Genomic DNA, 25,544 nt, shown 5'->3' with positions numbered 1-25,544 from the left:
TTAAAAGTCTCACCATTGAAATGACGGGAATTCCCCTCCACTGGAGGGGTGGCGAAAATTCAAAGAATTTTTGACGGGGTGGTTTTACACATAACAATTTTAAATAAAATGGAATACAGAAAATTAGGAAATACAGATTTAGAATTATCAACAATCACACACGGAGCCTTTGCTATCGGAGGAAATATGTGGGGAGGTAATGAAAAGCAGGATTCTATCAACTCTATTCATGCATCATTAGATCACGGAGTAACTTCTATCGACACGGCGCCTTTTTATGGTTTTGGACTGAGTGAAGAAATGATTGGTGAAGCTATCAAAGGAAAAGACCGTTCAAAAATCCAGCTTTTGACAAAATTCGGATTGGTATGGGACGGAAGCAATAACGGAAAAGGAGAATTTTTCTTTGATGCAGAAGACGAAGGAAAGACTCTTCCTGTTTATAAACTGGCTTCCAAAGAAAACATCATCAAAGAAGTTGAAGAAAGCTTACAAAGATTAGGGACAGATTATATCGATCTTTTGCAACTTCACTGGCCAGACAGCACCACTCCTATCTGTGAAACTATGGAAGCTATGGAACTGTTGATCCAACAAGGAAAAATCCGTGCTGCAGGGGTAAGTAACTATAGCGTAGCTCAAATGGAAGAAGCGAACAGAACTTTACAACTTGCCAGCAACCAGGTTTCTTACAGTATGCTGAACCGTGCCATTGAAAGCGACCTTGTTCCTTATTCATTGGAAAACAATTCAGGAATTATTGTGTATAGTCCCATGGAAAGAGGTCTTTTAACCGGTAAATATTTCAAAGAATCTCAATTAAAAGATAACGACCACAGAAATGGATATTTCTCCCAGTTTGATTTGAATAAAGTGAAAACTTTCTTAGAAAAAATTGAACCTATTGCGCAGGAAAAAGGAGCCAGCCTTTCTCAACTGGTATTAAGATGGACAACTTTACAGCCGGCAATTACCGTAGTGTTGGCAGGAGCAAGAAATGCCCAGCAAGCCATCGAAAATGCAAAAGCTATGTCTATTGACCTTTCTCAGGAAGAATTGAACTTCATCAATTCGGCTTTAAGCGAAATATAATATAAAGCTGGAAGAAGGAGGCTGGAAGATGGAAGTTCTATTAGTATATTGATAATTAGGAAGCTTCTATTGCACTACGCTACATGTAACAAAGAGATTCCTCCTTCGTCGGAATGACAACATCCCAATCCATTGATTCTCGGACAACAACAACTTCCCTCTCCCAGCTTCCAGCTTCCTTTCTTTTAATCTCAAACCTTATAAAAAATGAAAAATAATCTGATCAAAATGTTCGGGTTAGCCACATTATTGACTATAAACAGCGTTTCATTAAATGCTCAAACCCTTGTTAATCCCGAAGACCAATCATGGTATCCTTCTGCTTACGGAGCAAAGGATGAAATCGGGGCCGCCAATTTATTGACTCCTGAAGTTGTAAAACAGGCATTAGGACTTGTGAAACAAGGTAAAACCTTAGCTCTTGCAGTTCCGATTGATAAAAACCTTCCGGCTTTCAGACACAGAAGTTTTAAATTATATAATATTCAGCCAGGAGAACAGGGTGGAAAAAGTATTGGTCCGAACAAATTCACCTTCAATGACGAACTGGTAAACGGATGGACCGGAGTGGGTACACAGCTCAACGGTATCGGGCACATTGGTATTGATAATACTTACTACAACGGAAATAAAGCGACTGATTTTGTAACCGTAGAAGGCGTTAAAAAACTGGGTGTAGAAAAAGTACCTCCTTTTGTAACCCGAGGTGTAGTCCTTGATATGACTGCTCATTATGGAAAATCAATAGTACCCGGCGGAACAGAGTTTACGGTAGAAGATATCAAATCTGTTTTAAAGAAGCAGGGACTTACCCTAAGAAAAGGAGATATCATTCTTTTCAATACCGGATGGCTGGAATTGGCAGGTAAAGACAACAAGCAATTTTTAGAAACAGAACCGGGCATCGGAATGGATGCTGCAAAATGGCTTGCCGATCAGGGAATTGTAGCATTTGGCGGTGATACATGGGCTTCTGAAGTCTATCCTAACCCGAAAAGTAAAGAAGAATTCCCCATCAATCAGTTTATGCTGGCGAAAAAAGGAATTTATAACCTGGAACTGATTGACAGCCGCCCTTTGGTGAAACAAAAAGTATGGGAATTTCTATTCGTACTGGGGCAGCCATTATACGTAGGTTCTACGCAGGTGAATGTGAATCCTGTGGCGATTTATTAAATTAAATGCTTACAGTATGAGGTTGTTTAAACTTTTATATTCATTATTTTAACCACAAAAGGCACAAAAGTTTTAAACACTTAACTTTTTTCAGAACCGGGTCTTATGCGTAATAAGTACACCTAAGTTTTGTAAAAATCTTTGATTTTCATCTTGTGTGAACTTTCCTGCGGTCTCATTTTGAACTTACTTAAGTGAGTGTATTAAAATGAAACCTTTTGTGACTTTTGTGGTTGGGTAAAATTCAAACAACTTTTATTTCGGAGAGACAATGTAATTCCAGTTAAAAAAATAAAATGAACCAAAGAATTTATTTTTAGAATTAATATCGACTATGTTACATTGTCACTTTGTATTTTACATTAAAACGGCCTTTCAAAAACTGAAAGGCCGTTTTTATAAAAAGTAAACATCCGTAAGTTATGCAGGCTTCCTCTACTTCCATCTTCCAACACCCCGCTTCCTTACTTCACTATTTTGCAATCGGAAGATGAGTACTTATTGCAATTCTGTTCCATGCATTGATGGTTACAATAGCCATAATGATCTGAGCGATCTGGCTATCATCGAAGAATTTTTTTGCCTTCTGGAAGGTCTCTTCAGTTAATCCGTTTTGGCTGATCAGCGTAATTTCCTCTGTCATTGCCAAAAGTACCTGCTCTTCTTCTGTAAAGAATTCTTTTGCTTCCGTCCATCCGTTCAGAATAAAAATTCTTTGAGGTGTTTCACCATATTTGATAGCATCTTTGGTGTGCATATCAAGGCAAAAAGCACATTTATTAATCTGTGAAGCCCTGATTTTAATTAATTCCTTCTGAATGTGAGTTAAAGAAATAGTCTGTAAGTATGCTTCTAATCCCATCATCGCTTTGTAAGCTGCTGAATCTACTGTTGCAATATTTAATCTTGCGCTCATAATATGTATTATTTTTTGGTTAATTGATCTATACTTAAAGAATAATGCTGCTGAACCGCCAGTAAAAGTGCGGCAGCACTTCCCACCCATACAGAATAGTTGAGTGGAGCTTTAGGCCCTGAAGCAATGGTCATGGATATGGCAAAAATCAACAGCAGAATACTGCTTCCATAGGCTGCAAACTTTGTTTTAAATCCAAAGATCAGCATCAAAGGAAAAAGAATTTCTAAAAAGGTTGCGGCATACGCTGAGAATGTACTCAAAGATTCCGGAAGGAAATAGGTTAGCTGTCTTGTATATTCTTTAAAACGCTCCATGTTTCCCCATGATGAATTTTCTTTGCTCCAAAATCCAAATCGGTCTGCCACTGCAGAAAGCATGGTTACAGCAAGAGCAAGTCTTAAAAATAGCTGCGGAAATTGATTTTTGATATCTGTCATTGTATTGGCTTTTAATAACATGACAAATTTCCGGTTTATGATCCGTAAAAATCTTAAACTGGTTTAAGATCGTAACTTCGCCCTGATTTCACTCAGATATTCAGGCGTAAGATTCAAAAAGGAAGCAATAAGATATTGAGGAATTCTTTGGATAAACCATGGATACAATGTACTGAAATGCATATAAAGTTCTTCTCTGGACATTTCATACAAATAACGGATTCTACGCTCTGAAGCGGCATAAGCTCTTTGGTAGACCATACGGAAATACCGTTCCATTACGGGATGTTTTTTCAACAATTCTTCCTGGCGCTCAAGATCAATTACCAGAATAGAAGAATGTTCTACTGCCTGTATGGAAAAATCTGTTGATATCTGTCTTTCATAAGCAAATGTATCGGTAATCCACCAGTTTTCAATGGCAAATTCTGTAGTTTGCTCTACACCTTTTTCATTGATAAAGAACTTTCTGAGACATCCTTTCACTACAAAATACATGGTCCGGCAGACCTCTCCTTCCAGCACCAGATTTTGTTTCTTTTTTACATCCAATACCTCGAAAAAAGATACAATAGACGTATATTCTTCATCAGTTATGGTAATAAACTTATGTAAATGTGCTTTGAATGGATCCATTGTACAAATTAATACTCAAACTTAACTTTATTTTTTTAGTTTTACAATGAGAAAATATTTATTATGGAAATCGTTGCTAAAATTCTGATCGCTGTTGTAGCACTGGAACACCTTTATATTCTTTGGATGGAAATGTTTGCATGGGAAACCAAAGGCAAGGAAGTTTTTAAAGCGGCCCTGCCTGCAGAAATGTTTAAACCTACCAAAGGACTTGCAGCCAATCAGGGGCTTTACAATGGTTTCCTTGCTGCCGGACTCATCTGGTCTTTTTTGATTAAAGATCCGCAATGGCAGACCAATGTAGCTTTATTCTTTTTAGGATGTGTAGCTGTAGCGGGAATCTACGGTGCCATTTCAGCCACTAAAAAAATATTCTTCGTACAGGCACTGCCTGCCATACTGGCAATCATTGCAGTATTACTGAAGTAATGTACCGGATCATAGTGGCCATGTCAATCTTCTCTTAGCTTAGTGATAAGAGAAAAATTGCCATGAAATCCCAATCCAAAAACATCGTTGAAAATCAATACATTACAGACGCAAAAATCCATTTAATATAAAATTCGTAAATTTGCACCGTCAATAAAAAATTGTTATACAGTTTTTGATGCTGGCAAGCATTTTGATGAAATGTAGCCATTCAAGTTGTTCAGTACACATATCTGTAATTACCTCATCAGTAATTTAATTGTAGAATCTATGTAAGAGATTAATTTCTTTTTACATAATACACTCTTTTTCTAGAGTATAATCTATTGAAATATTTAAATAAACATAAGACCTCATGGTTCTTATGCATTATTTTTTTTGTTAAAAGCTTTTATAATTAAAAGCTTAGCAAATTATTTTATCCTATTGTCATCAGCAGAACAACAAAAACTAAAAGTATATAAAGAATTGGTGTACAATTTCTTATATCATGTATTAATTGAAAAATTCTGAATATGAAAAAAAATGAAAACACTCGAAAAGTAAAACTTAAGGTTGAAGACCTGACCATCATCTTTGGTAAAAACAAAGAAAAAGCACAGGAACTTTTAGACAAAGGTTTTTCCAAAAAGGAAATTCTTGAAAAAACAGGCTGTACCATAGGAATCAATAAGGCCAGTTTTGAAATCTATGAAGGGGAATTCTTTGTGATCATGGGACTGTCCGGAAGTGGAAAATCCACATTACTGCGCTGTCTGAACCGACTGAATGAGCCAACCTCAGGAAAAGTATACATCAATGATGATGATATTACCGGTAAAAATAATAAAGAGTTGCTGGAAGTGAGAAGAACGGAAATGAGTATGGTATTCCAGAAGTTCGGATTACTTCCCCATCATACCATTTTAGATAATGCAGGTTTTGGACTGGAAATCAGAGGTGAAAGTAAAGCTTCCCGCGATGAAAAAGCACAGAAAGCATTAGATATTGTTGGTTTAAACGGTTTCGAAAATCAGTATCCTTCCCAGCTTTCAGGAGGAATGCAGCAGAGAGTCGGATTAGCCAGAGCTTTGGCAAACGATCCTGAAGTTTTGCTGATGGATGAAGCCTTTTCCGCACTGGACCCATTGATAAAATCAGAAATGCAGGACCAGCTGCTTGAACTGCAGAATACTTTACAAAAAACAATTGTTTTCATTACCCATGACCTCGACGAAGCCATTAAAATCGGAGACCGTATCGTCATTATGAAAGATGGTGTCATAGAACAGATAGGAACAGCCGAAGACATTTTAACCAATCCTGCAAGCGACTACGTGAAAGCATTCGTAGAGAAAGTAGACCGTAAAACCATTATTACCGCCAGATCTTTAATGTTTGACAAAGCGACAGTTGTACGTTTCAGAAAAGACGGTCCTGAAGGAGCTTTAAGAAAAATGAGAGCTACAGGCCTGGAAAACTTACCTGTAGTAGATTTTCAAAATAAATTTCTGGGCTTTGTAACCCTTAACGATGTGGTCCGTATCGCCAGAAAGAAAGAACCTACAGTGGAATCCATTATCAACAGTAATGTTCCTTCAGTGTATCCTGAGGTAACGGTAGAGGAAATGCTGCCGTTGATCTCCGAAAATAAATCTTCCATCGCTGTTATTGATGAAGACAATAAATTTTTAGGTCTTGTTACCCAGTTATCTCTGGTCATAGAAGCGACCAAGTTTAATGAAGAGGAAATTATTGAATTAAAAGAAATTGCAAACAACCAATAAGATGAATAAAACTATAGATATAGGTCAATATGTAGAAACTGCAATCAATTGGCTCACAGAAAACGGAAAACCTGTATTCGATGTCATAAAACACTTAGGAAATGCCTCTATTATGGGGATTGAATGGGTATTAACAAACACACCTTTTTATGTAATTATTCTCTTTTTTACGCTGCTGGCATTATGGAAAGCCGGAAAAGCGATCGCTGTAGTAACTGCAGCCGGACTGAGTTTAATATTTTTAATGGGACTGTGGAAAGAAACCATGGAAACCCTGGCACTTATTTTTGTGTCCACCATTACAGCTCTTATCCTTTCTATCCCTCTGGGAATTCTGGCTGCTAAAAGCAAAATAGCTGACAAAATCATCCGTCCTTTACTGGATTTGATGCAGACCATGCCCGCATTTGTCTACCTGATTCCTGCTGTATTGTTTTTCAGTATTGGTAAAGTGCCCGGTGCTTTTGCAACCATCATTTTTGCCATGCCGCCCGCGGTACGATTAACAGCATTAGGAATTGAGGCTGTACCGAAAGATATTGTAGAAGCAGCAAGAGCTTTCGGAGCGACCAACCGCCAGATTCTGTTCAAAGTAGAGCTTCCTTTGGCCATGAAAACGATTTTAACAGGGATCAATCAAACCATACTGTTATCATTATCCATGGTGGTGATCGCAGGAATGATCGCCGCGGGTGGTTTAGGCGAAAAAGTACTGGAAGGAATTAATAACCTGGATATCGGATTAGGATTTGAAAGCGGATTATCCGTTGTGATTTTAGCCATTATTCTGGATCGTATTACCCAGGGATTTGTAAAGAAAAAGCAATAAGATGAAACAATTAAAATATCTATTTTTTCCCGTTTTAATGTTACTATTTACAGCATTAAGTTCGTGTGAAAACATAAAAAACTCTAAATACATTACCATCGGAATGGTAGACGGCTGGGCAGAAGATGTGGCCATGACGCACGTTGCAAAAGCTATTCTGGATGAGCAAGGATATCATGTTATTATTCAGAAAGCCTCAACGGATATGATTCTGGCTTCGATGAATAATGAAGATACAGATCTTTTCATGGGAGTCTGGCTTCCTTACACCCATGCCAAAAAGCTTGCTAAATTTCCGGGACTGACTCATCTTGGAACCAATTATGACAACGGCCGTATAGGATTGGTTGTACCGGAGTATGTTCTTGTGAACTCTATTGAAGAACTTAATCAACATAAAGATCAATTCAATCACAGAATTATTGGAATTGAAAAAGGAGCGGGATTAACCACCGGAACTGACAAAGCAATTATTGATTATAAACTGGATTATCAACAGATCAACTCTTCTACCATTGCCATGATCACCGAATTGCAGAATGCCATACAACGAAAAGAATGGATTGTGGTAACCGGATGGCAACCTCACTGGATGTTTGGAAAAATGAAGCTTAAGTTTCTTGATGATCCTAAAAAGATATTTGGCGAAGCAGAACAGATTAAAACCTATTCCAGAAAAAGCTTTGGCAAAGATCATCCGGAACTGACAAAATTCTTTTCAAAACTTCATTTTGATGATGAAAACATGTCTGACCTTTTAATGAAAATGGAACAGAGTAAAAATAAAGAAGCTACTGCCAAAGAATGGGTGAAAGATCATTCTGAACTTGTACATTCCTGGCTTGATAAAAATTAATAAACAATTTGGTATTATTTAAAATCCTCAACTCTGCATGGGTCTGAGGATTTTTTTATCGACATAGATTAGTTGATTTTTTCTCTATGAAGCCATATTATTAGTAATCGCAAGGCGCAAAGAAATTTAATAACATACTGCTTTAAGGCGCAAGAACATTTCGACTTCGCTCAATGGGAGATTTTCAGCAAGTTTGTTTCAGTTAAAATTCAACAGAATTAAATTTTATCAAAGATAAAATCCTTGCGCCTTAAGGCATATTTAAAGGAAAATTCTTGCGTCTTTGCGTTTCCAATATCTCATAACTATCCCATTGATTCTTTGATCTTCTCCCGATGAAGTATTCCCCAATTTACCAATGTTTCGGTTACCGGAAATACAGACTTCCCGTATTCGGTTACTGCATACGTTACCGTGATAGGTTTCGTATCCTGAATGGTTCTGGTGATCAGAAGATTGGTTTCCAGTTCTTTTAATTCTTTGCTCAGCATTTTGGCGGATATTCCTTCAATACTTCGCTCCAGCTTTTTAAAATGGATCATTTGATCCGGTCTGTTCGTCAGATATCGTAAAATCATCAGTTTCCATTTTCCTCCCAAAACATCCAGACTGTCCCGCATTGCGAACAATTCTTCCGTACAGCTGGCCTCTCTTTCGATGCCGTTTTCAGTAATTTTTGCCATAATAGTTTCATGAAGGTAACTAGTTACCATTAGTTAACTAGTAGCAAATATAAACTATTCCCTCTTTACATTTGTGTATCAAATTAACAATAATGAAAGCAGTTATTTTAAATAAAAACGGAAAGCTGGAAAACGGTTTTACCGAACAGCCAAAACCTAAGGATCATGAGGTTTTAATCCAGATTAAAGCCAGCGGTTTCAATCCTATCGATTACCAGATGCTGGAAAATGAACTTGAACGTAAACTGATCAGTTCACCCATTTTAGGGAGAGAACTATCAGGAATCATTGTTGACAAAGGCTCCGAAGTTACACAGTTCAATATTGGTGATGAGGTCTATTGCGGCAGCGGCTCTATGGGAAGCAATGGTACTTACGCAGAATATATTGCCGTACCTGAAGCTATTGTATCTTTTAAACCAAAAAATATCTCGTTTGAACAGGCGGCTTCCATTCCTTCCGTAGGACTTACCTCTTTACAGATCTTTAACCGTCTGAAGTTAAATCCGGAAAATACAGTTCTTGTAACAGGTGCAGCCGGAGGCGTTGGTTCATTTTTGATCAAACTTTTACTGGCCCATAATATCCGGCAGATCACAGCAACCGTTGGCAGTGAAGAAAACCGGCAGATGCTTCTTAATTTAGGATTAAAAAGTCATCAGATCGTTAATTACAGGGATGAAAATCTTATTGAAAATATTTTAAAAGCCAATAATGATCAACCTTTTGAATATGGAATCGATCTCGTAGGAAATTATATGTCAGAAGTGACTGCTAAAGTTTTAAAAATTAATGGAACTTACGTTGACGTAACAGCTTTAGTTACTAAAGATGCTCATGAAGCATTGTTCAACAAAGGAAGTTTGATTATGAATATCTCCAATTATACTTACGGAATGATCAAAAAATATGAGTATTACAAGAACAGCTTATTTGAAATAAAAAAACTCATTGAGAATGAAACGATTCTTCCTCCACAGCATAAACTCGTAGGAAATCTTTCTCTGGACACTGTTCTGCAGGCGCATTCTCTATTAAAAAACAATAAGACACAAGGCCATAAACTTATCATGAAGCACTAACTTATGAACAAAATACCAAGACGGATCGTAACAGGAATTAAAAACGGGAAATCGATCATTGTAGAAGACCAACAGGTAGAAAATGCTGTGGAACATTTTCCTGGACTGATCATTTCGGACGTGTGGAATACGCAGACAATGCCAGCAAGTCTGGAATTTGAAACCAGAATTCCTAACACCGGATTTCCGCAAACTCCCAAAAATGGCACTTATTTCCGGTATGTAGTGGTTCCGCCTGATAAAGATTTAGGAGTTGAATGGAAAAAGAATGAACCTCATCCGATGATGCATCAAACTCCGACACTTGACTATATCATTATCCTTTCCGGTGAACTCTATCTGATCATGGAAGAAGGAGAAACGCTTCTGAAACCGGGAGATATTATCATTCAGCGGGGAACCAATCATGCGTGGAGCAACCGTTCTGATGAGCCGTGTATTCAGCTGGCGGTTTTGATAGATGCAAAAATTTAATAGTAAAGAATCTCCCACAGATCACACAAATACCACAGATAAAAACTCACGCAGATCTAGCAAATTTTGCAGTTTTTTTACTCAAACATCTGCGTCATCTGTGTAATCTGCGCTAAATAAAAAGAAGACCTTTGAAGTTGGATAAACGCAAAGGCGCAAAGAAAAACAAATATGATACTGTTTTAAGGCGCAAGAAAATTAAAGATTTTCAGCGAGGATTAATGTATATAGTATTGGAATTATACAATTTTATCACAGATAAAATCTTTGCGACTTAAAAATATCACCAAAGAAAAAACTTGCGCCTTTGCGTTTTCCAACAAAACACAGAAACATTAAAAGACTCACGCAGATAAAGCAAATTTTGCAGTTTTTTTTACTCAAACATCTGCGTCATCTGTGCGATCTGTGGGAAATAAAAAAGACTTTTAAGATTGGATAAACGCAAAGGCGCAAAGAAAAATAAATATGATGCTGTTTTAAGGCGCAAGAAAATCAAAGATTTTCAGCAAGGATTTAATGCATATAGTATTAGAATTATACAATTTTATCGCAGATAAAATCCTTGCGACATAAAAATATCACCAAAGAAAAAACTTGCGCCTTTGCGTTTACAACAAAACCTCCCAACTTACAAAGCAGAAATTTCCAACAGTTTCTCCTTCATTTTTTCAGGCGTCATCTGCCCTTCCTGATAATACACCAGATTCTGATTCTTATCAAGAAATACCCATAAAGGATAAACCGGCTGATTTTTATTTTTTGACAAAGCCAACGCCAATTCATGAATTCCCGAGTTTCCATTCTGTAGGTATTCAAATTCCTGATTCTGAAAATGAATTTTATCCTTCGTTTTCTCTGCCTCAAAATTGATGAAATAAAAATCGTCATTAATCAAGCTAACCAGCTCTTTATCTTTACTCAAACGGTAAGATTCAATTTTACAGACCGCACACCAGTCCGTATAAAGGTGAATAACAACAGGCTTCGGATTTTCTTTCTGCTGTACCTCAAGATCAGAAAAAGTGCCTGTCTTCATCTGAGACAGATAAAAACAGGGCACTAACATTAAAAATAAAGCTATTTTTTTCATTTTAAGGTATATTTTACTCCCAGGAAACCTCTGATCCCTTGCATTGGCGCATAACCGTATGCTGTATCAAAAGTATAATGATTGGGATTGTTGATTGGATCATCAACATGCTTGTCAAATGGGTCAAACGGTCTCATCAAAGGATCTTTGGGTCTGAAATTAAATAAGTTTTTCATTCCACAATACACTTCAAATCCGGATTTGAAACTCTTGGACACCTGAATATTAGCCAGGGAATAGAATGGTGAATATTCCGGGCGGTAGTCGTTCACTAAAACAGGAAGTCTCATTGGTCCGTAAAACTGTCCTGTAAAATCGATGGTCAGATTATTGGCAAACTTATAGGTCAGGTTATACGTTCCACTCCATTTTGGAGCATGCAGCTGTTGTGTTTTTTGATTTTCATTGTCAAATTTCTGGTATACATCCAGATAAATAACTCCCAGATTGACACTCAAAGGAAACTGAAAGCTAAAATCCACATTCAAAGAAGCTCCTCTTGAAATTCCGTATCCGTGAAGATTGTCATAAATAATTTTATTGGGATCGGAATCAAAATCTCCCACAATTTTATTACTGAAATAAGTATAAAATGCGGAAGCATCAAGATTTACCATTCTGTTACCCACCGGAATTTTCCAGATATAATTCAGGTTTCCATTGACAGATCTTTCCGGTTTCAGGTCAGATTTTACCACCACTTCTCTCGAACCTGTTAATGCAGCGTGATCTTCCGTAAATAGATTAACCACTCTGAAGCCAGTACCAAAATTGAAACGTAAAGTATGATACGGATTAGGATTGAATTTCCATGCAAACCTTGGTGAGTGTACAGAATGATGTACTTTATCATAATCATACCGGTATCCCAGTAACAAAGTATTTTTATCATTAATCTCCCACTGATCCTGGACAAAAGCTCCCCAGATCGGAGATTTCATCGGAGCATTTGTGATACCGTCTGAAGCTAATGTTCCCGGTGTATTGTCATCATAAAAAGTTCTTTTGAAAGTAAGTCCGGCAGTAATATCATGTTTCCCGAAACTTCTGTCCCAATACGTCTGTACAAAAGCTACCTTTTGTGTCGCATTGAACGGATTGGATCCATAAAAGGAATTCTGGTCATGATAATTGTAAGAAAACTGAGTCACGATATGTTCCTTCATCGGCCATTCGTACAATCCGAAAACCTCTGCCCTGTTGGTATAAATACTTTCTCCATATACTTCATTACTACCACGGAAAGATTTATTCCACTGCATTTCTCCTCCAAAGCGGTCTTCATACAGGTATCTCATCGCAAAACTTGCCTGTCTGTTTTCTTTTCTTTTAAAATTCCATTTGTTAAAAACTGAAATTCTGCTCTGTAGAGTGGCATCTGTAAAATTATCTTTATTCTGATCTATTCTTTCCTGAAAGCTGAAATAATTTAAACTTAATAATGAAGCGGCATTCTTTCCTACATTAAATTTGGTGGAAAGATCCAGATTATTTTCACTCCATGTGCTCGTCATCATATCAACACTCAATTTAGGTGCAGTCAAAGCATTTTTAGTGATAATATTAATCACGCCTCCCATCGCTTCAGAACCGTAAATAGAAGATGCAGGGCCCTTTACTACTTCTATCCTATCCACCAGACTATTAGGGATTCCACTCAATCCGTACACAGTGGAAAGTGAACTTACAATCGGCATTCCGTCAATCAGAATCATCGTATAAGGTCCTTCCAATCCGTTGATATGGATATCACCTGTGTTACATACGGAACAGTTCAGCTGAGGTTTCACTCCGTTCACCATAGCAATAGCTTCAAAAATACTTGGAGTAGGATTTTTCTGAAAAAATTTCTGACTGTAGATCTCAACGGCTACAGGGCTTTTCGACCTGCTCATAGGTTTTATGGTTCCAGTAACCACTACATCCTCAATGGTACTGGTTTTGAATTCCCTCTTCGTAATTTTTGCAGAATCCTGACTCTTAGTCTGCTGCAAACTCAAACTATCAGTCTCCTGCGCAAAACAATAGGTTGATAAAAAGGTAATAGAAAATAATATTCGCTTCATGAAATTAAAATTGTTAGACAAATCTAACAATTATTTTTTAAATACAAAACTTAATGCAAAAAATATAGGTTGAGCCAATTCATGAAAAATGATTAAATTTGAGAAACTACATATCAAAGTAAAATGAGATATCATCAATCGGGAAATATCCCACCAAAAAGACACACGATCTTTAAGTCTCCTGAAGATAAATTTTACTATGAGCAGCTTTTCGGTACAGAAGGCTTCCATGGTATTTCTTCTCTGTTATATCATATCCACCGCCCTACGCAGATCAAATCTATCGGCGAGCCGAAAGATGTCACTCCAAAAATCGCTGTGGAAAAAAATGTTGCTCCAAGAATGTTTAAGGGAATGAATGTAACTCCTGAAGACGATTTCATGGACAGCCGAAAAATCCTTTTGATGAACAACGACCTGAAAATGGGATTGGCCAAGCCAAGAAAATCAATGGATTATTTCTACAAAAATGCAGAATGTGATGAGCTTTTATACGTTCATAACGGAACCGGAATTTTGAAAACATTTGTAGGAGACCTTGAATTCGTAACCGGAGATTATCTTATTATTCCGAGAGGAACTATTTATCAGGTGGAACTGAAGTCTGATGATACGGTATTTTTTGTATTGGAAAGCCACTCTCCCATTTACACTCCGAAAAGATACAGAAATGAATTCGGGCAGCTACTGGAACACTCTCCATTCTGCGAGAGAGATATGATTGCCCCTGCTTACAAAGAACCTGTAGATGAAAAAGGAGAATTCCTGATCAAAGTAAAAAAAGAAAACCAGATTACAGATTTCATCTATGCAACGCACCCGTTTGATGTGGTAGGCTGGGACGGATATTTCTATCCTTATAAATTCAATATTAAAAACTTCGAACCGATTACCGGAAGAATCCACCAACCGCCACCGGTTCACCAGAATTTTGAAGGACACAATTTCGTGGTATGTTCATTCTGCGCAAGAATGTATGATTATCATCCACAGGCCATTCCTGCTCCTTACAACCACTCCAATATTGATTCTGATGAGGTATTGTTCTACACGGAAGGTGATTTTATGAGCCGTAATCATATTGATTTGATGGACTTTACCCTTCACCCGGGAGGAATTGTACACGGACCTCACCCTGGCGCTATGGAAAGAAGTATCGGTAAAAAATTCACGGAAGAATATGCTGTAATGGTAGACCCTTTCCGTCCATTAAAAATCACAGAAGAAGCTTTAAAAGTAGAAGATCCTTCCTATAAAACTTCATGGCTGGAATAAAACAGTAAAATTATTAAAAAAGTATTGCTGAATACATATAAAAGACGCTTTAAATCCTTTATTTAAAGCGTCTTTTTTCGTAAATTTGTAAGGTATGGTTAACATATTTAACCATCATTATTTTTCATAACGCATCCTAAGTAATGGTGGTTTAAAACAAAATCAATATTACATGTTAGAAAGAATCAGATTAGAAAGTTTACGCGAAAAAGTTACTACAGCGGAAAATGCTGTAAAAATCATTAAAGACGGTATGACCATCGGGTCCAGCGGCTTTACAAAAGCAGGTGACAGCAAAGCCATTTTGCCCGCACTCGCAGAAAGAGGAAAAGCAGAAGACCTTAAAGTTACTTTAATGACCGGAGCTTCACTGGGGCACGGTACCGACGGAAAACTGGCAGAAGCTAATGTTTTAAAGAAAAGAATGCCCTTCCAGGTAGATCCTATTTTAAGAAACAAAATCAATAACGGTGAAATTCTCTTTATCGACCAACATTTGAGTGAAAGTGCCGAACTTCTCCACACCAAAAATCTTCAGAGCATAGACGTAGCCATTATTGAAGCAGCTTATATTGAAAGAGACGGAAGCATTGTCCCTACCACTTCTGTGGGTAATTCAGTAACCTTCGCTGCTTTAGCTAAAAAAGTGATCATCGAAATCAATACAGAAGTTCCCGAAGAAGTCTATGGAATCCATGATATTTACCAGGCAGAAGACTATCCTTACAGAAATGTTATTCCTATCGTAGCGCCATGGAACAAAATCGGAAGAAAAAGTATTCCCGTAGATCCTGAAAAAATTGAAGCCATAGTTTTTACCAACCGTAAAGACAGCCCGGCAGATATTGCAGAACCGGACGAAAAGACAACAGCCATCGCCAAACATCTTCTTGCATTTTTTGAAAATGAAGTTCAGTTAGGGCGTCTTACAGACAGATTACTTCCCCTTCAGGCAGGTATCGGTAAAGTGGCTAATGCAGTTCTAACCGGATTCAAAGACAGTAATTTTTATGACCTTACAATGTTTTCAGAAGTGCTTCAGGACAGTACATTCGATCTGATAGATTCTGGTAAACTGAGCTTCGCTTCAGCATCATCCATCACGGTTTCTCAGGAATGCTATGAAAGAGTCTTAGGAAATCTTTCAAAATATAAAGACAAATTCGTTTTAAGACCTCAGAATATTTCCAATACTCCGGGATTAATCAGAAGATTAGGAGTTATCGCCATCAATACGGCTATTGAATTTGATATCTATGGAAACGTAAACTCTACTCATATCGGAGGAACAAAAATCATGAACGGAATCGGAGGTTCCGGAGACTTCGCAAGAAATGCTTACTTAAGTATTTTTGTGACCCAGGCCGCATCAAAAGGCAATAATATCTCCCATGTTCTTCCCATGGTTTCTCACACGGATCATACGGAACATGATGTAGACATTCTGGTAACGGATATAGGATTGGCCGATCTAAGAGGATTGGCACCAAGAGAAAGAGCACAGAAAATCATTGACAATTGTGTTCATCCTGATTACAAAGAAGAATTGCAATCTTACTTCAATAGAGCTTGTGAAAAAGGTGGTCATACTCCTCATTTATTACAGGAAGCCTTCAGCTGGCATTTACGATTTGCAGAAACCGGAAGTATGAAACAGAAAACAGCTGTAGAAGCCGCTAATTAAAATTATCATCAAAGAACAAATAAAACAAAAAGGACTGAATGCCAATGTATTTGGTCCTTTTTCCCGTTTATCATATCCGGCTAATTTACATGACAAAAGTCTGTTCAATATCCTCAAAATATTTGTATGAATATAAAATTATAAAGATTATCTTTGAAAGAAGAGCAGTATTTTTATGAGTTATAAAAATATTCTTAACACCCTTTTAAAAGACAAAATATGAATAATTACATCAGCGCAGAAGAAGCAATCTATACAATAAAAAGTGGAAACCGCGTCTTTTTTCACGGTAGTGCCTGTACTCCCAATTACCTTATTGATGAGCTGGCAAGACAGTCTGCTCGTTTGCAAAATGTGGAAATGGTTTCCATTACCCAGCAGGGAAATGTGGAAATTGCAAAACCCGAGTACAAAGACAGCTTTTTCATCAACTCTTTATTTGTTTCCACTCCTGTGCGTGATGCTGTGAATTCTGACCGAGGAGACTTTGTTCCTGTTTTCTTAAGTGAAATTCCTATTTTATTCAGAAAAAACATCCTGCCACTTGATGTAGCTATTGTCACCGTTTCTCCACCGGACAGACATGGTTTCTGTACGTTGGGAACTTCTGTAGATATTGCAAGAGCTGCTGTAGATACTGCAAAAATCATTGTTGCTATTATTAATCCCAGAATGCCAAGAACCCACGGAGATGGGATGATCCACATCAGCAGAATTCATAAACTGGTTTGGCATGAAGAAGAACTTCCTACCATAGACTACGGTTCCAAAGTAGGACCTGAAGAAATGCTCGTAGGAAAAAATGTGGCTGAGCTTATTGAAGACAGATCCACCCTCCAGATGGGTATCGGAACCATTCCTGATGCGGTTTTGAAATGCCTTACCAACCATAAAGACCTGGGAATTCATACCGAAATGCTGAGTGACGGTGTCATCGACCTGATTAAGGATGATGTAATCAATAATAAATACAAGGGCTACAACGACAATAAAACCATCACAAGTTTCTGTTTCGGAACCAGAAAACTCTATGATTATGTAGATGACAATACCGTGTTTGCATTCCGTGACGTCAGTGAGGTCAATTTCCCAATCAATATCATGAGAAACAAAAAAATGGTAGCGATCAACTCTGCCATTGAAATAGATCTTACAGGACAGGTATGTGCCGACTCTATCGGAACGATGCAGTACAGCGGAATCGGAGGGCAAATGGACTTTATGCGTGGTGCAGCTTTAAGTGATGACGGAAAACCTATCATAGCCATTACCGCAAGAACCAAAAAGGGAATTTCCAGAATTGTTCCTTTTCTTAAACAGGGAGCCGGTGTAGTAACAACCAGAGGCCATATTCACTATGTAGTTACAGAGTATGGAACAGCTTATCTCTATGGGAAAAACCTTCGGCAGAGAGCACAGGAGCTGATCAGCATTGCCCATCCTGATGATAGAGAAATGTTGGAAAGAGCTGCTTTTGAAAGATTTAAACATTGATAATCAAACCATAAAGTTTTCAAAACTGTTTTTTAAAGTGAAAATTTAAAACAAATTTTGAATTGAACATCATTAAATCATACGAAAATATTAATATTTTGGCAGTATATTTGATAAAATTCATTCAAAAACAAGGAAATTGAAAACTATATATAATTCGATACGAGACGAAGTTGTAAAACATTCCAAGGTAAGGAATTCTGTTTTGGGGAATGTGAATGAATGGAAGAGAAGCCATTATATTATTCTTTCCGAAATCATCAAAGATGAACTCTCTGAAGCTGAAGAACTGAAGGGAGGGAAAAAATTTGAAATCGGAAATACCATTTCCCATGTTACCCTGCAACGCTTTTTTGAAAACGATTATCAGGATAAAACCCACAGTGATCTCAGGTTTCTGAAAACACTTGATAAAATCTGTATTTTCTTAGGATACAAAGACCTAAATGACTATATCCTCAGCATAAGATACAAGAACCAAGATGATGATGAAACCGATGATCAGTCTTATCTTACCCAGATGGTTTATGAATACTGTGCAACGGCTTTTGAGTTTTGTAAACAGTTTCCCAATCATAATACCAAGCTTTTTAAAGACCTGGTTTTTGATGATTCTCCATTCCTGGAAAGGGTCTCACTGTTCAGTAAAGAATTGTGTGACAAAGATTTCCAGCTGGTTACTAAAAACAACAGATCAAATTATGAAGTTTTTGACATTCAGGTGGTCACTGATGATCCAGAGAAAAAAATCCTGGAATCTCAGGAGTTCTGGAATCTTCTTTTCAAAGTAGGAGAAACCGGAGAGGAACATTTTGTCAATCAATTAAGTACTCAGATCTATTTTATCAAAAAAATAAATAACACCTGGAAGATATGGGATAACTATAATCCCGATGCAGGAATGCTCAACAGAAAAATTGAAACCACCTAAATAAGAAAGCCGCAGAGAGTATCTGTGGCTTTCATGTTTCGAAATATTTTTTTTTCACTTGTCTTTTGTATAACAAATGTAGGCAGACGATTTTAAACAGATGAAACTTAAATATACTTAAGTAAACTCTTCTTTAACGTTATGTTAAATATATTCAATGAATCCAAGGGAATATTTTCGCAATGTCTAAGAATTTTGTAATTTGCATACCAATAAAATAAAAGTAAAAGAGAAAATATGTCAACACTTACATTTGCCGAGAAAATAGCTCAAGCAGAAAATTTCTTACCAATTAATGGTACAGATTATATTGAGTTTTATGTAGGAAATGCAAAACAGGCTGCCCATTATTACAAAACCGCTTTCGGTTTTCAGTCTGTAGCTTATGCGGGTCCTGAAACAGGAGTAAGAGACCGTGCATCTTATGTGCTTCAACAAGGAAAAATCAGATTGGTATTAACAACAGGACTTAAATCTGATTCTCTTATCAGTGAGCACGTAAAAAAACATGGTGACGGAGTAAAAATTTTGGCACTTTGGGTAGATGACGCTTATGCAGCTTTCGAAGAAACAACTAAAAGAGGCGGAAAACCTTATTTAGAGCCCGTTACGTTAACTGATGAGCACGGTGAGGTAAGAATGTCCGGTATCTACACGTATGGGGAAACCGTTCACATGTTTATTGAAAGAAAAAATTATAACGGAGCTTTTATGCCTGGTTATGAAAAGTGGGAAAGCGATTATAAGCCTGAAGAAGCAGGTTTATTATATGTAGACCACTGTGTAGGAAATGTTGACTGGAACAGAATGATCCCAACTGTGGAATGGTATGAAAAAGTAATGGGATTTGTAAACATCCTTTCTTTTGATGACAAGCAGATTAACACAGAATATTCTGCATTGATGTCTAAAGTAATGTCAAACGGAAACGGCTACGCAAAATTCCCGATCAATGAACCTGCGGAAGGTAAAAAGAAATCTCAGGTAGAAGAATACCTTGATTTCTATGAAGGTGAAGGAGTACAGCACATTGCTGTGGCAACAAAGGATATTATCCACACTGTAACTGAACTGAAGAAACGTGGTGTAGAGTTCCTTTCTGCTCCACCGGAAGCTTATTACGACATGGTTCCTGAAAGAGTAGGCCATATTGATGAAGATCTTAAAAAACTTCAGGAGTTAGGTATACTTATTGATCATGATGAAGAAGGGTACTTATTACAGATCTTTACGAAGCCTGTAGAAGACCGTCCTACTCTGTTCTTCGAAATTATTGAAAGACATGGTGCACAAAGTTTTGGTGCCGGAAACTTCAAAGCTTTGTTCGAAGCATTAGAAAGAGAACAGGAAAGAAGAGGTAATCTTTAATTTTACATTAAAAAATATAAGTTTTGTCAGGATACAGCATTCTGGCAAAACTTTTTTATAAAACACAGTATATGAGAAAACTTTTAATCGGGACTTTCCTTCTGGGAACCTTAGGGCTTAAAGCTCAGTATGGAACTTTGAATGAAATCCTTAACCGACTTGAACAAAGAAAAGGTATCAATCAGCATCTTGAAAATGTGAATATTGATAACAAAAAGTTTGTTTTCATCAAGGATGAAGCCGATCATACGGAGCGGGATTTTATTATTATCAAAGGGAATAATGCCACTTATGTAGAAGTTTTCGATGATAAAGCCACAGGGGAAAGCAGTTCTAATGTTTTCACCGGTGATATCATCAGGAAAAAAAATATTATTTCTTTAAGAGCAGATATGCTTGAAAATAAAAAAATTCCAATGCCTGTCACGAAGACTTTATTGCTGACAAAACAGGACGATATTCTGTACCTTATTGATGTCAATACCAGAGACAGATGGATTGATGAAGCATCTTACTCAAAAAAGACAAAGTAAATGTTCCGGGGAATTCTCCGGATGATATTGAATCTAACTAAAATCTAAACTTATGAAATCATTTGTAGACTATTCCTCAAATTCGGATTTTTCTATACACAATATTCCTTTCGGAGTCGCAGTTTTTAACAAAGAATATATCGGATGCTGTACAAGAATCGGAGATCAGGTCATTGATCTTGCTACGTTGTACGATCTTGGTTATTTTGAAGATATTGAAGGATTAGACGACAATGTTTTTGAAGCGTATACCATCAACGAATTTATCGAACTGGGAAAACCGGTTACCAACGCTGTTCGTACTAAAATCCAAACTTTATTACAGGAAGGATCAATTTTATCAAAAGATCAGAAAACTATTGAAGAAGCTTTCTATGATCTGGATAAAGTAAAAATGATGATGCCTGTACATATCCCGAACTACACGGACTTCTACAGCAGCATCGAACATGCTACCAACGTAGGAAAAATGTTCCGTGATCCTGCAAATGCTTTATTACCCAACTGGAAACATTTACCGGTAGGTTACCACGGAAGAGCATCCTCTATCGTAGTTTCAGGAACAGAGATCAATCGTCCTAAAGGGCAAACAAAACCTGCAGATGCAGATAAACCGGTTTTCGGACCATCCAAACAACTGGATTTTGAACTGGAAATGGCGTTCATCATCAACAAAAATACGGAGATGGGAGAAAGTATCTCTACTAAAGATGCAGAAGATGCTATCTTCGGAATGGTCGTTTTCAATGACTGGTCTGCAAGAGATATTCAATCCTGGGAATATGTTCCGCTAGGGCCATTCCTTGCGAAAAACTTTGGTTCTTCTATTTCTCCATGGGTAGTTACGCTTGAAGCTTTGGAACCATTCAGAACTGCTTCTCCAACTCAGGATCCTGAAGTGTTAGATTATTTAAAATTTGAAGGTGATAAAAACTATGATATCAACCTTGAAGTATATATCCAGCCTGAAAATGGAGATCAGAACCTGATCTGTGAAAGCAACTACAAACACATGTACTGGAATATGACCCAGCAACTGGCACACCACACCGTAAACGGTTGCAACGTAGAAGTTGGTGATATGTACGCCAGCGGTACCATTTCAGGAAGTGATCCAAAGTCTTTCGGTTCTATGCTTGAACTGACATGGAGAGGTCAAAATCCTTTGTCATTAAGCAACGGCGAAGAAAGAAAATTCATTGAAGATAACGATACGGTTACCATGAAAGCATGGGCAGAAAAAGATGGTGTAAGAGTAGGTTTCGGGGAAGTTTCCGGTAAAATTATTCCAGCACTTTAATTTCTTTTACCGCAAAAGTCACAAAAGAATTGATGATTACGCAGTCATATTTAACAGATCTTACCTATAAAATAAATGGTGCTTGTATAGAAGTTCACAAAATTTTAGGGCCTGGCTTATTGGAAAGCGTATACTATAAATGTCTGGAAGAAGAATTCAGATTAAGAAATATTAGTTTTAAATCTGAACTGAAGATTCTTGTCAATTATAAAGGAAAAGAAATGGATTGTGATTTCTTTTGTGATTTTTTAGTGGAGGATTTAATTGTGATTGAGCTCAAATCAGTTACTCAATTAAATGATATTCATAGAGCACAACTTCTCAACTATATAAACTTAATGAAGAAACCTAAAGGTATTTTAGTGAATTTTAACGTAAAAAATCTTTATCATGACGGACAGGAAACTTTCGTCAATAAGTATTACGACATGCTTTTTTGATCTTTAGAGCTTAAAGCTATTCATCTAAAACTTTTGTGACTTTTGTGGTTTTATCATTTTTACAGTTAACTTAAACATGAAAACACTAATCCCCTCCGAGATAACTTCCGTACAACTACAGACCATTATGCAGACGGCCGTTTCACCACGCCCCATCGCATTGGCTTCCACAGTAGATAAAGACGGTAATAATAACTTATCTCCGTTCAGTTTTTTTAATATGTTCAGTACGGTTCCTCCGATTCTGATCTTTTCGCCATCAAGAAGAGTGCGTGACAACACCACCAAACATACGCTGGAAAATGTTCTTGAAGTCCCTGAAGTAGTAATCGGAACAGTCAATTTTCCGATTGTGCAACAGATCTCTCTGGCATCTACAGAATATGAAACCGGAGTGAATGAGTTTATCAAATCCGGTCTTACCATGAAAGAGGCAGATCTTGTACAGCCTAAGCTGATTGAAGAATGCCCCGTTAACTTTGAATGCAAAGTTTTAGAGGTAAAATCATTAGGCGACCAGGGTGGAGCAGGAAATCTGGTAATTTGTGAGGTTCAGAAAATCCATATCAGAGAAGAATATCTGAACGAAGCAGGAAATCTCGATCAGAAAAAATTGGATATGGTAGCCCGTTTAGGCAGCAACTGGTATTCCAGAAGCAACGAAAACAGTCTTTTTGAAGTGCCAAAACCTTTGGTAACAAAAGGAATCGGTTTCGATCTGCTCCCAGATTCTATTAAATACAGTAAAGTTTTTACAGGAAATGACCTTGGAATGCTTGCCAATACGGAAGTATTACCTGCCGGAGAATTTCATGCCGATGAAAACATCCATCTTGATGCCCAGAAATTACTTCTGGAGAGTAAAATTGAAGAAGCGTGGAAGGTTTTAATTAAATAATCCGAATGTATTGATGAAAAAATATTTCTTCTTCTTTTTTCTCTTAATCATACTACAGTCCTGCTATTATCCAGTAAAAAAAGATTACGGAATCTACAGTAGATCATTGGTGTTTTCGAAAGACAAAAAGTGGCTGATTAACAACATCAAAACAGATGTAGATTCGCACCACCGGGAAATGATGAGTAAAGAAGCATTTCAACTATTTCAGGATGTAAGCAATGGCAATGCCTTTGACTTGAAAACTGCAAAAGCAGAAAATATAATTCAAAATAGCATTCCTTTTGAACCGGAAACTGAAGATCTTGAAGTATTGAAAAACAACTCTGATTTTAATTTTCTGGTAAACATCTACACCATGAAAGTGCGAAACGGTTTAGACAATTCACTTGGAACTCAGTATGAATATAAAAAAAATGAAACTTTTGCAATAATGGACGTTTATGATATTAGTACGATGAAGAAAATGTATTCTCTTAAAGCATATTCTGAAGTTTCGGTGGAAAAAGATCAAAAGGTAACCATCTTCGATCCTTCAACAGAAATGATGACCATGAAAAACTTCAGAAGCCTTTTAAAGGCAGTAAAAAAGAATGCGGTTACAACCAACTCATTGAACACATCTATTGATCATCAATAAAAAAAGGAGTGAAAGTTTCACTCCTTTTTTATTATTTGGATTTAAGCGACTCTGAAACAGTAATTTTTCCTTTTTCAGCAAATTCAGTTGCTTTACCGTTTTTATCTATAGAAACGTTCAGATTATCATTTTTAGCATCGTAGAAAATGCTTGTAGCATATCCCGGGCAGTCGTGCTGCTTACATCCTGTCAGTTTATAGATTCCATTTTCTGAAGTAATAGGACTTTCTACATTGAAATTCTTTACCATCTCATCATACTGGGCACCAGTAAGTTTCTTCAGTCTTTCTGAAATACCTTTATCCTCAAAGAATTTAATATCATGAGGATATTTGCCTACATTCTTCGTGATAATATTTTCTGGAGCAGGAGCGGAAGGAGCTGCTGCCGTTGTGGTTGAATCTGTTTTTGGGGTGGTTACGGAATCTTTAGGCATTACCGTAGCTAAAGTATCACTGCTTACAGAAGATTCTGTTTTTGTTTCTTTTTTACATGAAACAACACCTAGTGAAAGCGCAAATACGCCTGCAATAATTTTTTTCATAATTATACTGATATGGTGGTTAATTTCTAATAACGTAGTTTTAAGTGTTTTATTTCAATCTTTCTTTTATAAAATCAATACATTTTTCGGTGACAGCATGCAGATCTTTTGGTAAATCATTTTCTGTCCACGGCTCTTTCGCTCCGAAAGTATGGTTGGCATTTTCAATCAGAAACAGCTCAGAATTGGGATGAAGAATATGGAGATGTTCAGCCTGCTTTACCTCTACTGCTTCATCTTCTGTTCCATGAATAATCAACATATGAGCTTTGGCCATTTCTGTAGCTCTTTCAACATCAAAGCGATGAATGTCCTTCTCATAATCCTCATAAAACTGATAATAATGAGGCATTTCCTGTTTGGTACGGCCGTTCAGTGCATAATATACTCCATTATTTTTCCAGTTCTCAAAAGCTTGTCCTTTTGGAAAACGATCCAGAGTATCTACACTGGCCAAAGTAATCAATCCATTGATTCTTTCGTCTTCAAAAGTTTTAATAATAGAAATTCCTCCTCCTCTGCTGTGACCGATCAGAACAACTTTTTCATCGTCCACATGTGAATCTTTACTGAAGTGATCAATGACCACTCCAAGATCAGAAAGTTCTTTAGAATAATTATTCCGGCCAAAAGCTTCAAGATCTCCGAAGTTAAAAGGATCATCCGTTGTAGTTCCGTTATGTGAAAAATTAAACTTAACAAAGAAAAAGCCTGCTTCTGCAAACTTTTCGGCCATCAGATTCCAGGCACCCCAATCTTTATACCCTTTATATCCGTGAACAAATATGACGAGGGGAAGTTTTTTTTCAGTATCGGGATAAAAAATATCAGCAAGAAAACCTTTTGTTTCTTTATTTTCTACATATATATTCTTTTCGATAATCAAATTCATAAAATAA

The 25,544-nt window shown here is 37.0% G+C and carries 26 protein-coding genes; 18 read left to right on the top strand and 8 right to left on the bottom strand.

Annotated elements, in window-relative coordinates; genetic code table 11:
• Positions 1–108 precede the first annotated feature (108 nt).
• On the top strand, positions 109–1,092 hold the full coding sequence (locus J2786_RS22260) for an aldo/keto reductase (protein ID WP_047429393.1): 984 nt from the start codon (positions 109–111) through the stop codon (positions 1,090–1,092).
• A gap of 207 nt (positions 1,093–1,299) precedes the next feature.
• On the top strand, positions 1,300–2,268 hold the full coding sequence (locus J2786_RS22255) for a cyclase family protein (RefSeq protein WP_047429392.1): 969 nt from the start codon (positions 1,300–1,302) through the stop codon (positions 2,266–2,268).
• Positions 2,269–2,740: 472 nt separating this feature from the next.
• Here the strand turns inward: J2786_RS22255 and J2786_RS22250 are convergent, their stop codons facing one another.
• The 3 genes from J2786_RS22250 to J2786_RS22240 all read right to left on the bottom strand — a co-directional run bounded on the left by J2786_RS22250 (position 2,741) and on the right by J2786_RS22240 (position 4,260).
• Entirely contained in the window at positions 2,741–3,184 is a 444-nt protein-coding gene (locus J2786_RS22250; RefSeq protein ID WP_047429388.1) for a carboxymuconolactone decarboxylase family protein, read from the bottom strand.
• Between the two features lie 8 nt (positions 3,185–3,192).
• Complete coding sequence (locus tag J2786_RS22245) at positions 3,193–3,624, bottom strand: DoxX family protein (RefSeq protein WP_052186928.1); 432 nt, start codon at positions 3,622–3,624, stop codon at positions 3,193–3,195.
• Between the two features lie 63 nt (positions 3,625–3,687).
• The gene (locus J2786_RS22240; RefSeq protein ID WP_047429384.1) at positions 3,688–4,260 is read right to left on the bottom strand and encodes a Crp/Fnr family transcriptional regulator; all 573 of its coding nucleotides are present in this window, start codon (positions 4,258–4,260) and stop codon (positions 3,688–3,690) included.
• A gap of 63 nt (positions 4,261–4,323) precedes the next feature.
• Here J2786_RS22240 and J2786_RS22235 point away from each other — a divergent pair, with 63 nt between their 5' ends.
• From J2786_RS22235 to J2786_RS22220, 4 genes are all read left to right on the top strand, one after another.
• On the top strand, positions 4,324–4,689 hold the full coding sequence (locus J2786_RS22235) for a DUF1304 domain-containing protein (protein ID WP_047429381.1): 366 nt from the start codon (positions 4,324–4,326) through the stop codon (positions 4,687–4,689).
• Between the two features lie 515 nt (positions 4,690–5,204).
• Entirely contained in the window at positions 5,205–6,455 is a 1,251-nt protein-coding gene (locus J2786_RS22230) for a quaternary amine ABC transporter ATP-binding protein (RefSeq protein ID WP_047429378.1), read from the top strand.
• 1 nt (position 6,456) lies between these two features.
• A complete protein-coding gene (locus J2786_RS22225; protein WP_047429375.1) occupies positions 6,457–7,284 on the top strand; it encodes an ABC transporter permease in 828 nt (275 codons plus the stop codon).
• Between the two features lies 1 nt (position 7,285).
• Entirely contained in the window at positions 7,286–8,140 is an 855-nt protein-coding gene (locus tag J2786_RS22220) for a glycine betaine ABC transporter substrate-binding protein (RefSeq protein WP_047429371.1), read from the top strand.
• A gap of 305 nt (positions 8,141–8,445) precedes the next feature.
• Here the strand turns inward: J2786_RS22220 and J2786_RS22215 are convergent, their stop codons facing one another.
• Positions 8,446–8,823, bottom strand: coding sequence for a winged helix-turn-helix transcriptional regulator (locus tag J2786_RS22215; RefSeq protein ID WP_047424526.1), 378 nt, complete (start codon positions 8,821–8,823; stop codon positions 8,446–8,448).
• 92 nt (positions 8,824–8,915) lie between these two features.
• Between J2786_RS22215 and J2786_RS22210 the strand changes: the two genes are divergently transcribed.
• Together J2786_RS22210 and J2786_RS22205 are read left to right on the top strand one after the other, a co-directional pair.
• On the top strand, positions 8,916–9,905 hold the full coding sequence (locus J2786_RS22210; RefSeq protein ID WP_047429367.1) for an NADP-dependent oxidoreductase: 990 nt from the start codon (positions 8,916–8,918) through the stop codon (positions 9,903–9,905).
• Positions 9,906–9,908: 3 nt separating this feature from the next.
• Complete coding sequence (locus J2786_RS22205) at positions 9,909–10,379, top strand: cupin domain-containing protein (protein WP_047429364.1); 471 nt, start codon at positions 9,909–9,911, stop codon at positions 10,377–10,379.
• A 631-nt stretch (positions 10,380–11,010) separates the two neighbouring features.
• On the opposite strand, the gene J2786_RS22200 is transcribed toward J2786_RS22205, so the two are convergent.
• A complete protein-coding gene (locus J2786_RS22200; protein ID WP_047429361.1) occupies positions 11,011–11,472 on the bottom strand; it encodes a thioredoxin fold domain-containing protein in 462 nt (153 codons plus the stop codon).
• Positions 11,469–13,538: a TonB-dependent receptor plug domain-containing protein gene (locus J2786_RS22195; RefSeq protein WP_047429358.1), complete on the bottom strand. Its 2,070-nt coding sequence runs from the start codon at positions 13,536–13,538 to the stop codon at positions 11,469–11,471. The genes J2786_RS22200 and J2786_RS22195 overlap by 4 nt, the downstream gene beginning before the upstream one ends.
• 123 nt (positions 13,539–13,661) lie before the next feature.
• Here J2786_RS22195 and J2786_RS22190 point away from each other — a divergent pair, with 123 nt between their 5' ends.
• The 10 genes from J2786_RS22190 (at position 13,662) to J2786_RS22145 (ending at position 24,101) form a co-directional block, all read left to right on the top strand.
• Entirely contained in the window at positions 13,662–14,813 is a 1,152-nt protein-coding gene (locus J2786_RS22190; protein WP_047429356.1) for a homogentisate 1,2-dioxygenase, read from the top strand.
• A gap of 172 nt (positions 14,814–14,985) precedes the next feature.
• Positions 14,986–16,497 carry a succinyl-CoA:acetate CoA-transferase ScpC gene (gene scpC / locus J2786_RS22185; RefSeq protein WP_047429353.1) on the top strand — a complete coding sequence of 504 codons (1,512 nt, stop codon included), beginning with the start codon at positions 14,986–14,988 and terminating at the stop codon, positions 16,495–16,497.
• Between the two features lie 219 nt (positions 16,498–16,716).
• Positions 16,717–17,991 carry an acetyl-CoA hydrolase/transferase family protein gene (locus J2786_RS22180; protein WP_047429350.1) on the top strand — a complete coding sequence of 425 codons (1,275 nt, stop codon included), beginning with the start codon at positions 16,717–16,719 and terminating at the stop codon, positions 17,989–17,991.
• 139 nt (positions 17,992–18,130) lie between these two features.
• A complete protein-coding gene (locus tag J2786_RS22175; protein ID WP_047429347.1) occupies positions 18,131–18,922 on the top strand; it encodes a hypothetical protein in 792 nt (263 codons plus the stop codon).
• Positions 18,923–19,159: 237 nt separating this feature from the next.
• Complete coding sequence (gene hppD, locus J2786_RS22170; protein WP_047429345.1) at positions 19,160–20,290, top strand: 4-hydroxyphenylpyruvate dioxygenase; 1,131 nt, start codon at positions 19,160–19,162, stop codon at positions 20,288–20,290.
• A gap of 71 nt (positions 20,291–20,361) precedes the next feature.
• Positions 20,362–20,823, top strand: a complete 462-nt coding sequence (locus J2786_RS22165; RefSeq protein ID WP_047429538.1) for a hypothetical protein — start codon at positions 20,362–20,364, stop codon at positions 20,821–20,823.
• A gap of 52 nt (positions 20,824–20,875) precedes the next feature.
• Positions 20,876–22,123, top strand: a complete 1,248-nt coding sequence (gene fahA, locus J2786_RS22160; RefSeq protein WP_047429343.1) for a fumarylacetoacetase — start codon at positions 20,876–20,878, stop codon at positions 22,121–22,123.
• Positions 22,124–22,155: 32 nt separating this feature from the next.
• Positions 22,156–22,563: a GxxExxY protein gene (locus J2786_RS22155; protein ID WP_082001929.1), complete on the top strand. Its 408-nt coding sequence runs from the start codon at positions 22,156–22,158 to the stop codon at positions 22,561–22,563.
• A 76-nt stretch (positions 22,564–22,639) separates the two neighbouring features.
• Positions 22,640–23,461 (top strand): flavin reductase family protein, encoded by an 822-nt coding sequence (locus tag J2786_RS22150; protein ID WP_047429340.1) that lies wholly within the window; start codon positions 22,640–22,642, stop codon positions 23,459–23,461.
• A 13-nt stretch (positions 23,462–23,474) separates the two neighbouring features.
• Complete coding sequence (locus J2786_RS22145) at positions 23,475–24,101, top strand: hypothetical protein (protein ID WP_047429339.1); 627 nt, start codon at positions 23,475–23,477, stop codon at positions 24,099–24,101.
• Positions 24,102–24,132: 31 nt separating this feature from the next.
• On the opposite strand, the gene J2786_RS22140 is transcribed toward J2786_RS22145, so the two are convergent.
• Complete coding sequence (locus J2786_RS22140) at positions 24,133–24,645, bottom strand: Ivy family c-type lysozyme inhibitor (RefSeq protein WP_052186917.1); 513 nt, start codon at positions 24,643–24,645, stop codon at positions 24,133–24,135.
• 49 nt (positions 24,646–24,694) lie between these two features.
• Positions 24,695–25,537, bottom strand: coding sequence for an alpha/beta hydrolase family protein (locus J2786_RS22135; RefSeq protein WP_047429336.1), 843 nt, complete (start codon positions 25,535–25,537; stop codon positions 24,695–24,697).
• Between the last annotated feature and the right edge of the window lie 7 nt (positions 25,538–25,544).

This window comes from Chryseobacterium vietnamense, assembly GCF_031454475.1.
GTDB lineage: Bacteria > Bacteroidota > Bacteroidia > Flavobacteriales > Weeksellaceae > Chryseobacterium > Chryseobacterium vietnamense.
Note: the sequence above shows the minus strand (reverse complement) of the source record. Positions and strands in the feature narration are given on the sequence as shown.

Bases quoted from the DNA above. Each gene is read 5' to 3' on its own strand.
- J2786_RS22195 (WP_047429358.1), bottom strand. From the start codon at position 13,538: ATGAAGCGAATATTATTTTCTATTACCTTTTTATCAACCTATTGTTTT.
- J2786_RS22190 (WP_047429356.1), top strand. From the start codon at position 13,662: ATGAGATATCATCAATCGGGAAATATCCCACCAAAAAGACACACGATC.
- J2786_RS22215 (WP_047424526.1), bottom strand. From the start codon at position 8,823: ATGGCAAAAATTACTGAAAACGGCATCGAAAGAGAGGCCAGCTGTACG.
- J2786_RS22250 (WP_047429388.1), bottom strand. From the start codon at position 3,184: ATGAGCGCAAGATTAAATATTGCAACAGTAGATTCAGCAGCTTACAAA.
- J2786_RS22230 (WP_047429378.1), top strand. From the start codon at position 5,205: ATGAAAAAAAATGAAAACACTCGAAAAGTAAAACTTAAGGTTGAAGAC.
- J2786_RS22260 (WP_047429393.1), top strand. From the start codon at position 109: ATGGAATACAGAAAATTAGGAAATACAGATTTAGAATTATCAACAATC.
- J2786_RS22200 (WP_047429361.1), bottom strand. From the start codon at position 11,472: ATGAAAAAAATAGCTTTATTTTTAATGTTAGTGCCCTGTTTTTATCTG.
- J2786_RS22210 (WP_047429367.1), top strand. From the start codon at position 8,916: ATGAAAGCAGTTATTTTAAATAAAAACGGAAAGCTGGAAAACGGTTTT.
- J2786_RS22180 (WP_047429350.1), top strand. From the start codon at position 16,717: ATGAATAATTACATCAGCGCAGAAGAAGCAATCTATACAATAAAAAGT.
- fahA (WP_047429343.1), top strand. From the start codon at position 20,876: ATGAAATCATTTGTAGACTATTCCTCAAATTCGGATTTTTCTATACAC.
- J2786_RS22140 (WP_052186917.1), bottom strand. From the start codon at position 24,645: ATGAAAAAAATTATTGCAGGCGTATTTGCGCTTTCACTAGGTGTTGTT.
- J2786_RS22245 (WP_052186928.1), bottom strand. From the start codon at position 3,624: ATGACAGATATCAAAAATCAATTTCCGCAGCTATTTTTAAGACTTGCT.
- J2786_RS22225 (WP_047429375.1), top strand. From the start codon at position 6,457: ATGAATAAAACTATAGATATAGGTCAATATGTAGAAACTGCAATCAAT.
- scpC (WP_047429353.1), top strand. From the start codon at position 14,986: ATGTTAGAAAGAATCAGATTAGAAAGTTTACGCGAAAAAGTTACTACA.
- J2786_RS22205 (WP_047429364.1), top strand. From the start codon at position 9,909: ATGAACAAAATACCAAGACGGATCGTAACAGGAATTAAAAACGGGAAA.
- J2786_RS22150 (WP_047429340.1), top strand. From the start codon at position 22,640: ATGAAAACACTAATCCCCTCCGAGATAACTTCCGTACAACTACAGACC.
- hppD (WP_047429345.1), top strand. From the start codon at position 19,160: ATGTCAACACTTACATTTGCCGAGAAAATAGCTCAAGCAGAAAATTTC.
- J2786_RS22255 (WP_047429392.1), top strand. From the start codon at position 1,300: ATGAAAAATAATCTGATCAAAATGTTCGGGTTAGCCACATTATTGACT.
- J2786_RS22145 (WP_047429339.1), top strand. From the start codon at position 23,475: ATGAAAAAATATTTCTTCTTCTTTTTTCTCTTAATCATACTACAGTCC.
- J2786_RS22235 (WP_047429381.1), top strand. From the start codon at position 4,324: ATGGAAATCGTTGCTAAAATTCTGATCGCTGTTGTAGCACTGGAACAC.
- J2786_RS22135 (WP_047429336.1), bottom strand. From the start codon at position 25,537: ATGAATTTGATTATCGAAAAGAATATATATGTAGAAAATAAAGAAACA.
- J2786_RS22240 (WP_047429384.1), bottom strand. From the start codon at position 4,260: ATGGATCCATTCAAAGCACATTTACATAAGTTTATTACCATAACTGAT.
- J2786_RS22165 (WP_047429538.1), top strand. From the start codon at position 20,362: ATGAGAAAACTTTTAATCGGGACTTTCCTTCTGGGAACCTTAGGGCTT.
- J2786_RS22155 (WP_082001929.1), top strand. From the start codon at position 22,156: ATGATTACGCAGTCATATTTAACAGATCTTACCTATAAAATAAATGGT.
- J2786_RS22220 (WP_047429371.1), top strand. From the start codon at position 7,286: ATGAAACAATTAAAATATCTATTTTTTCCCGTTTTAATGTTACTATTT.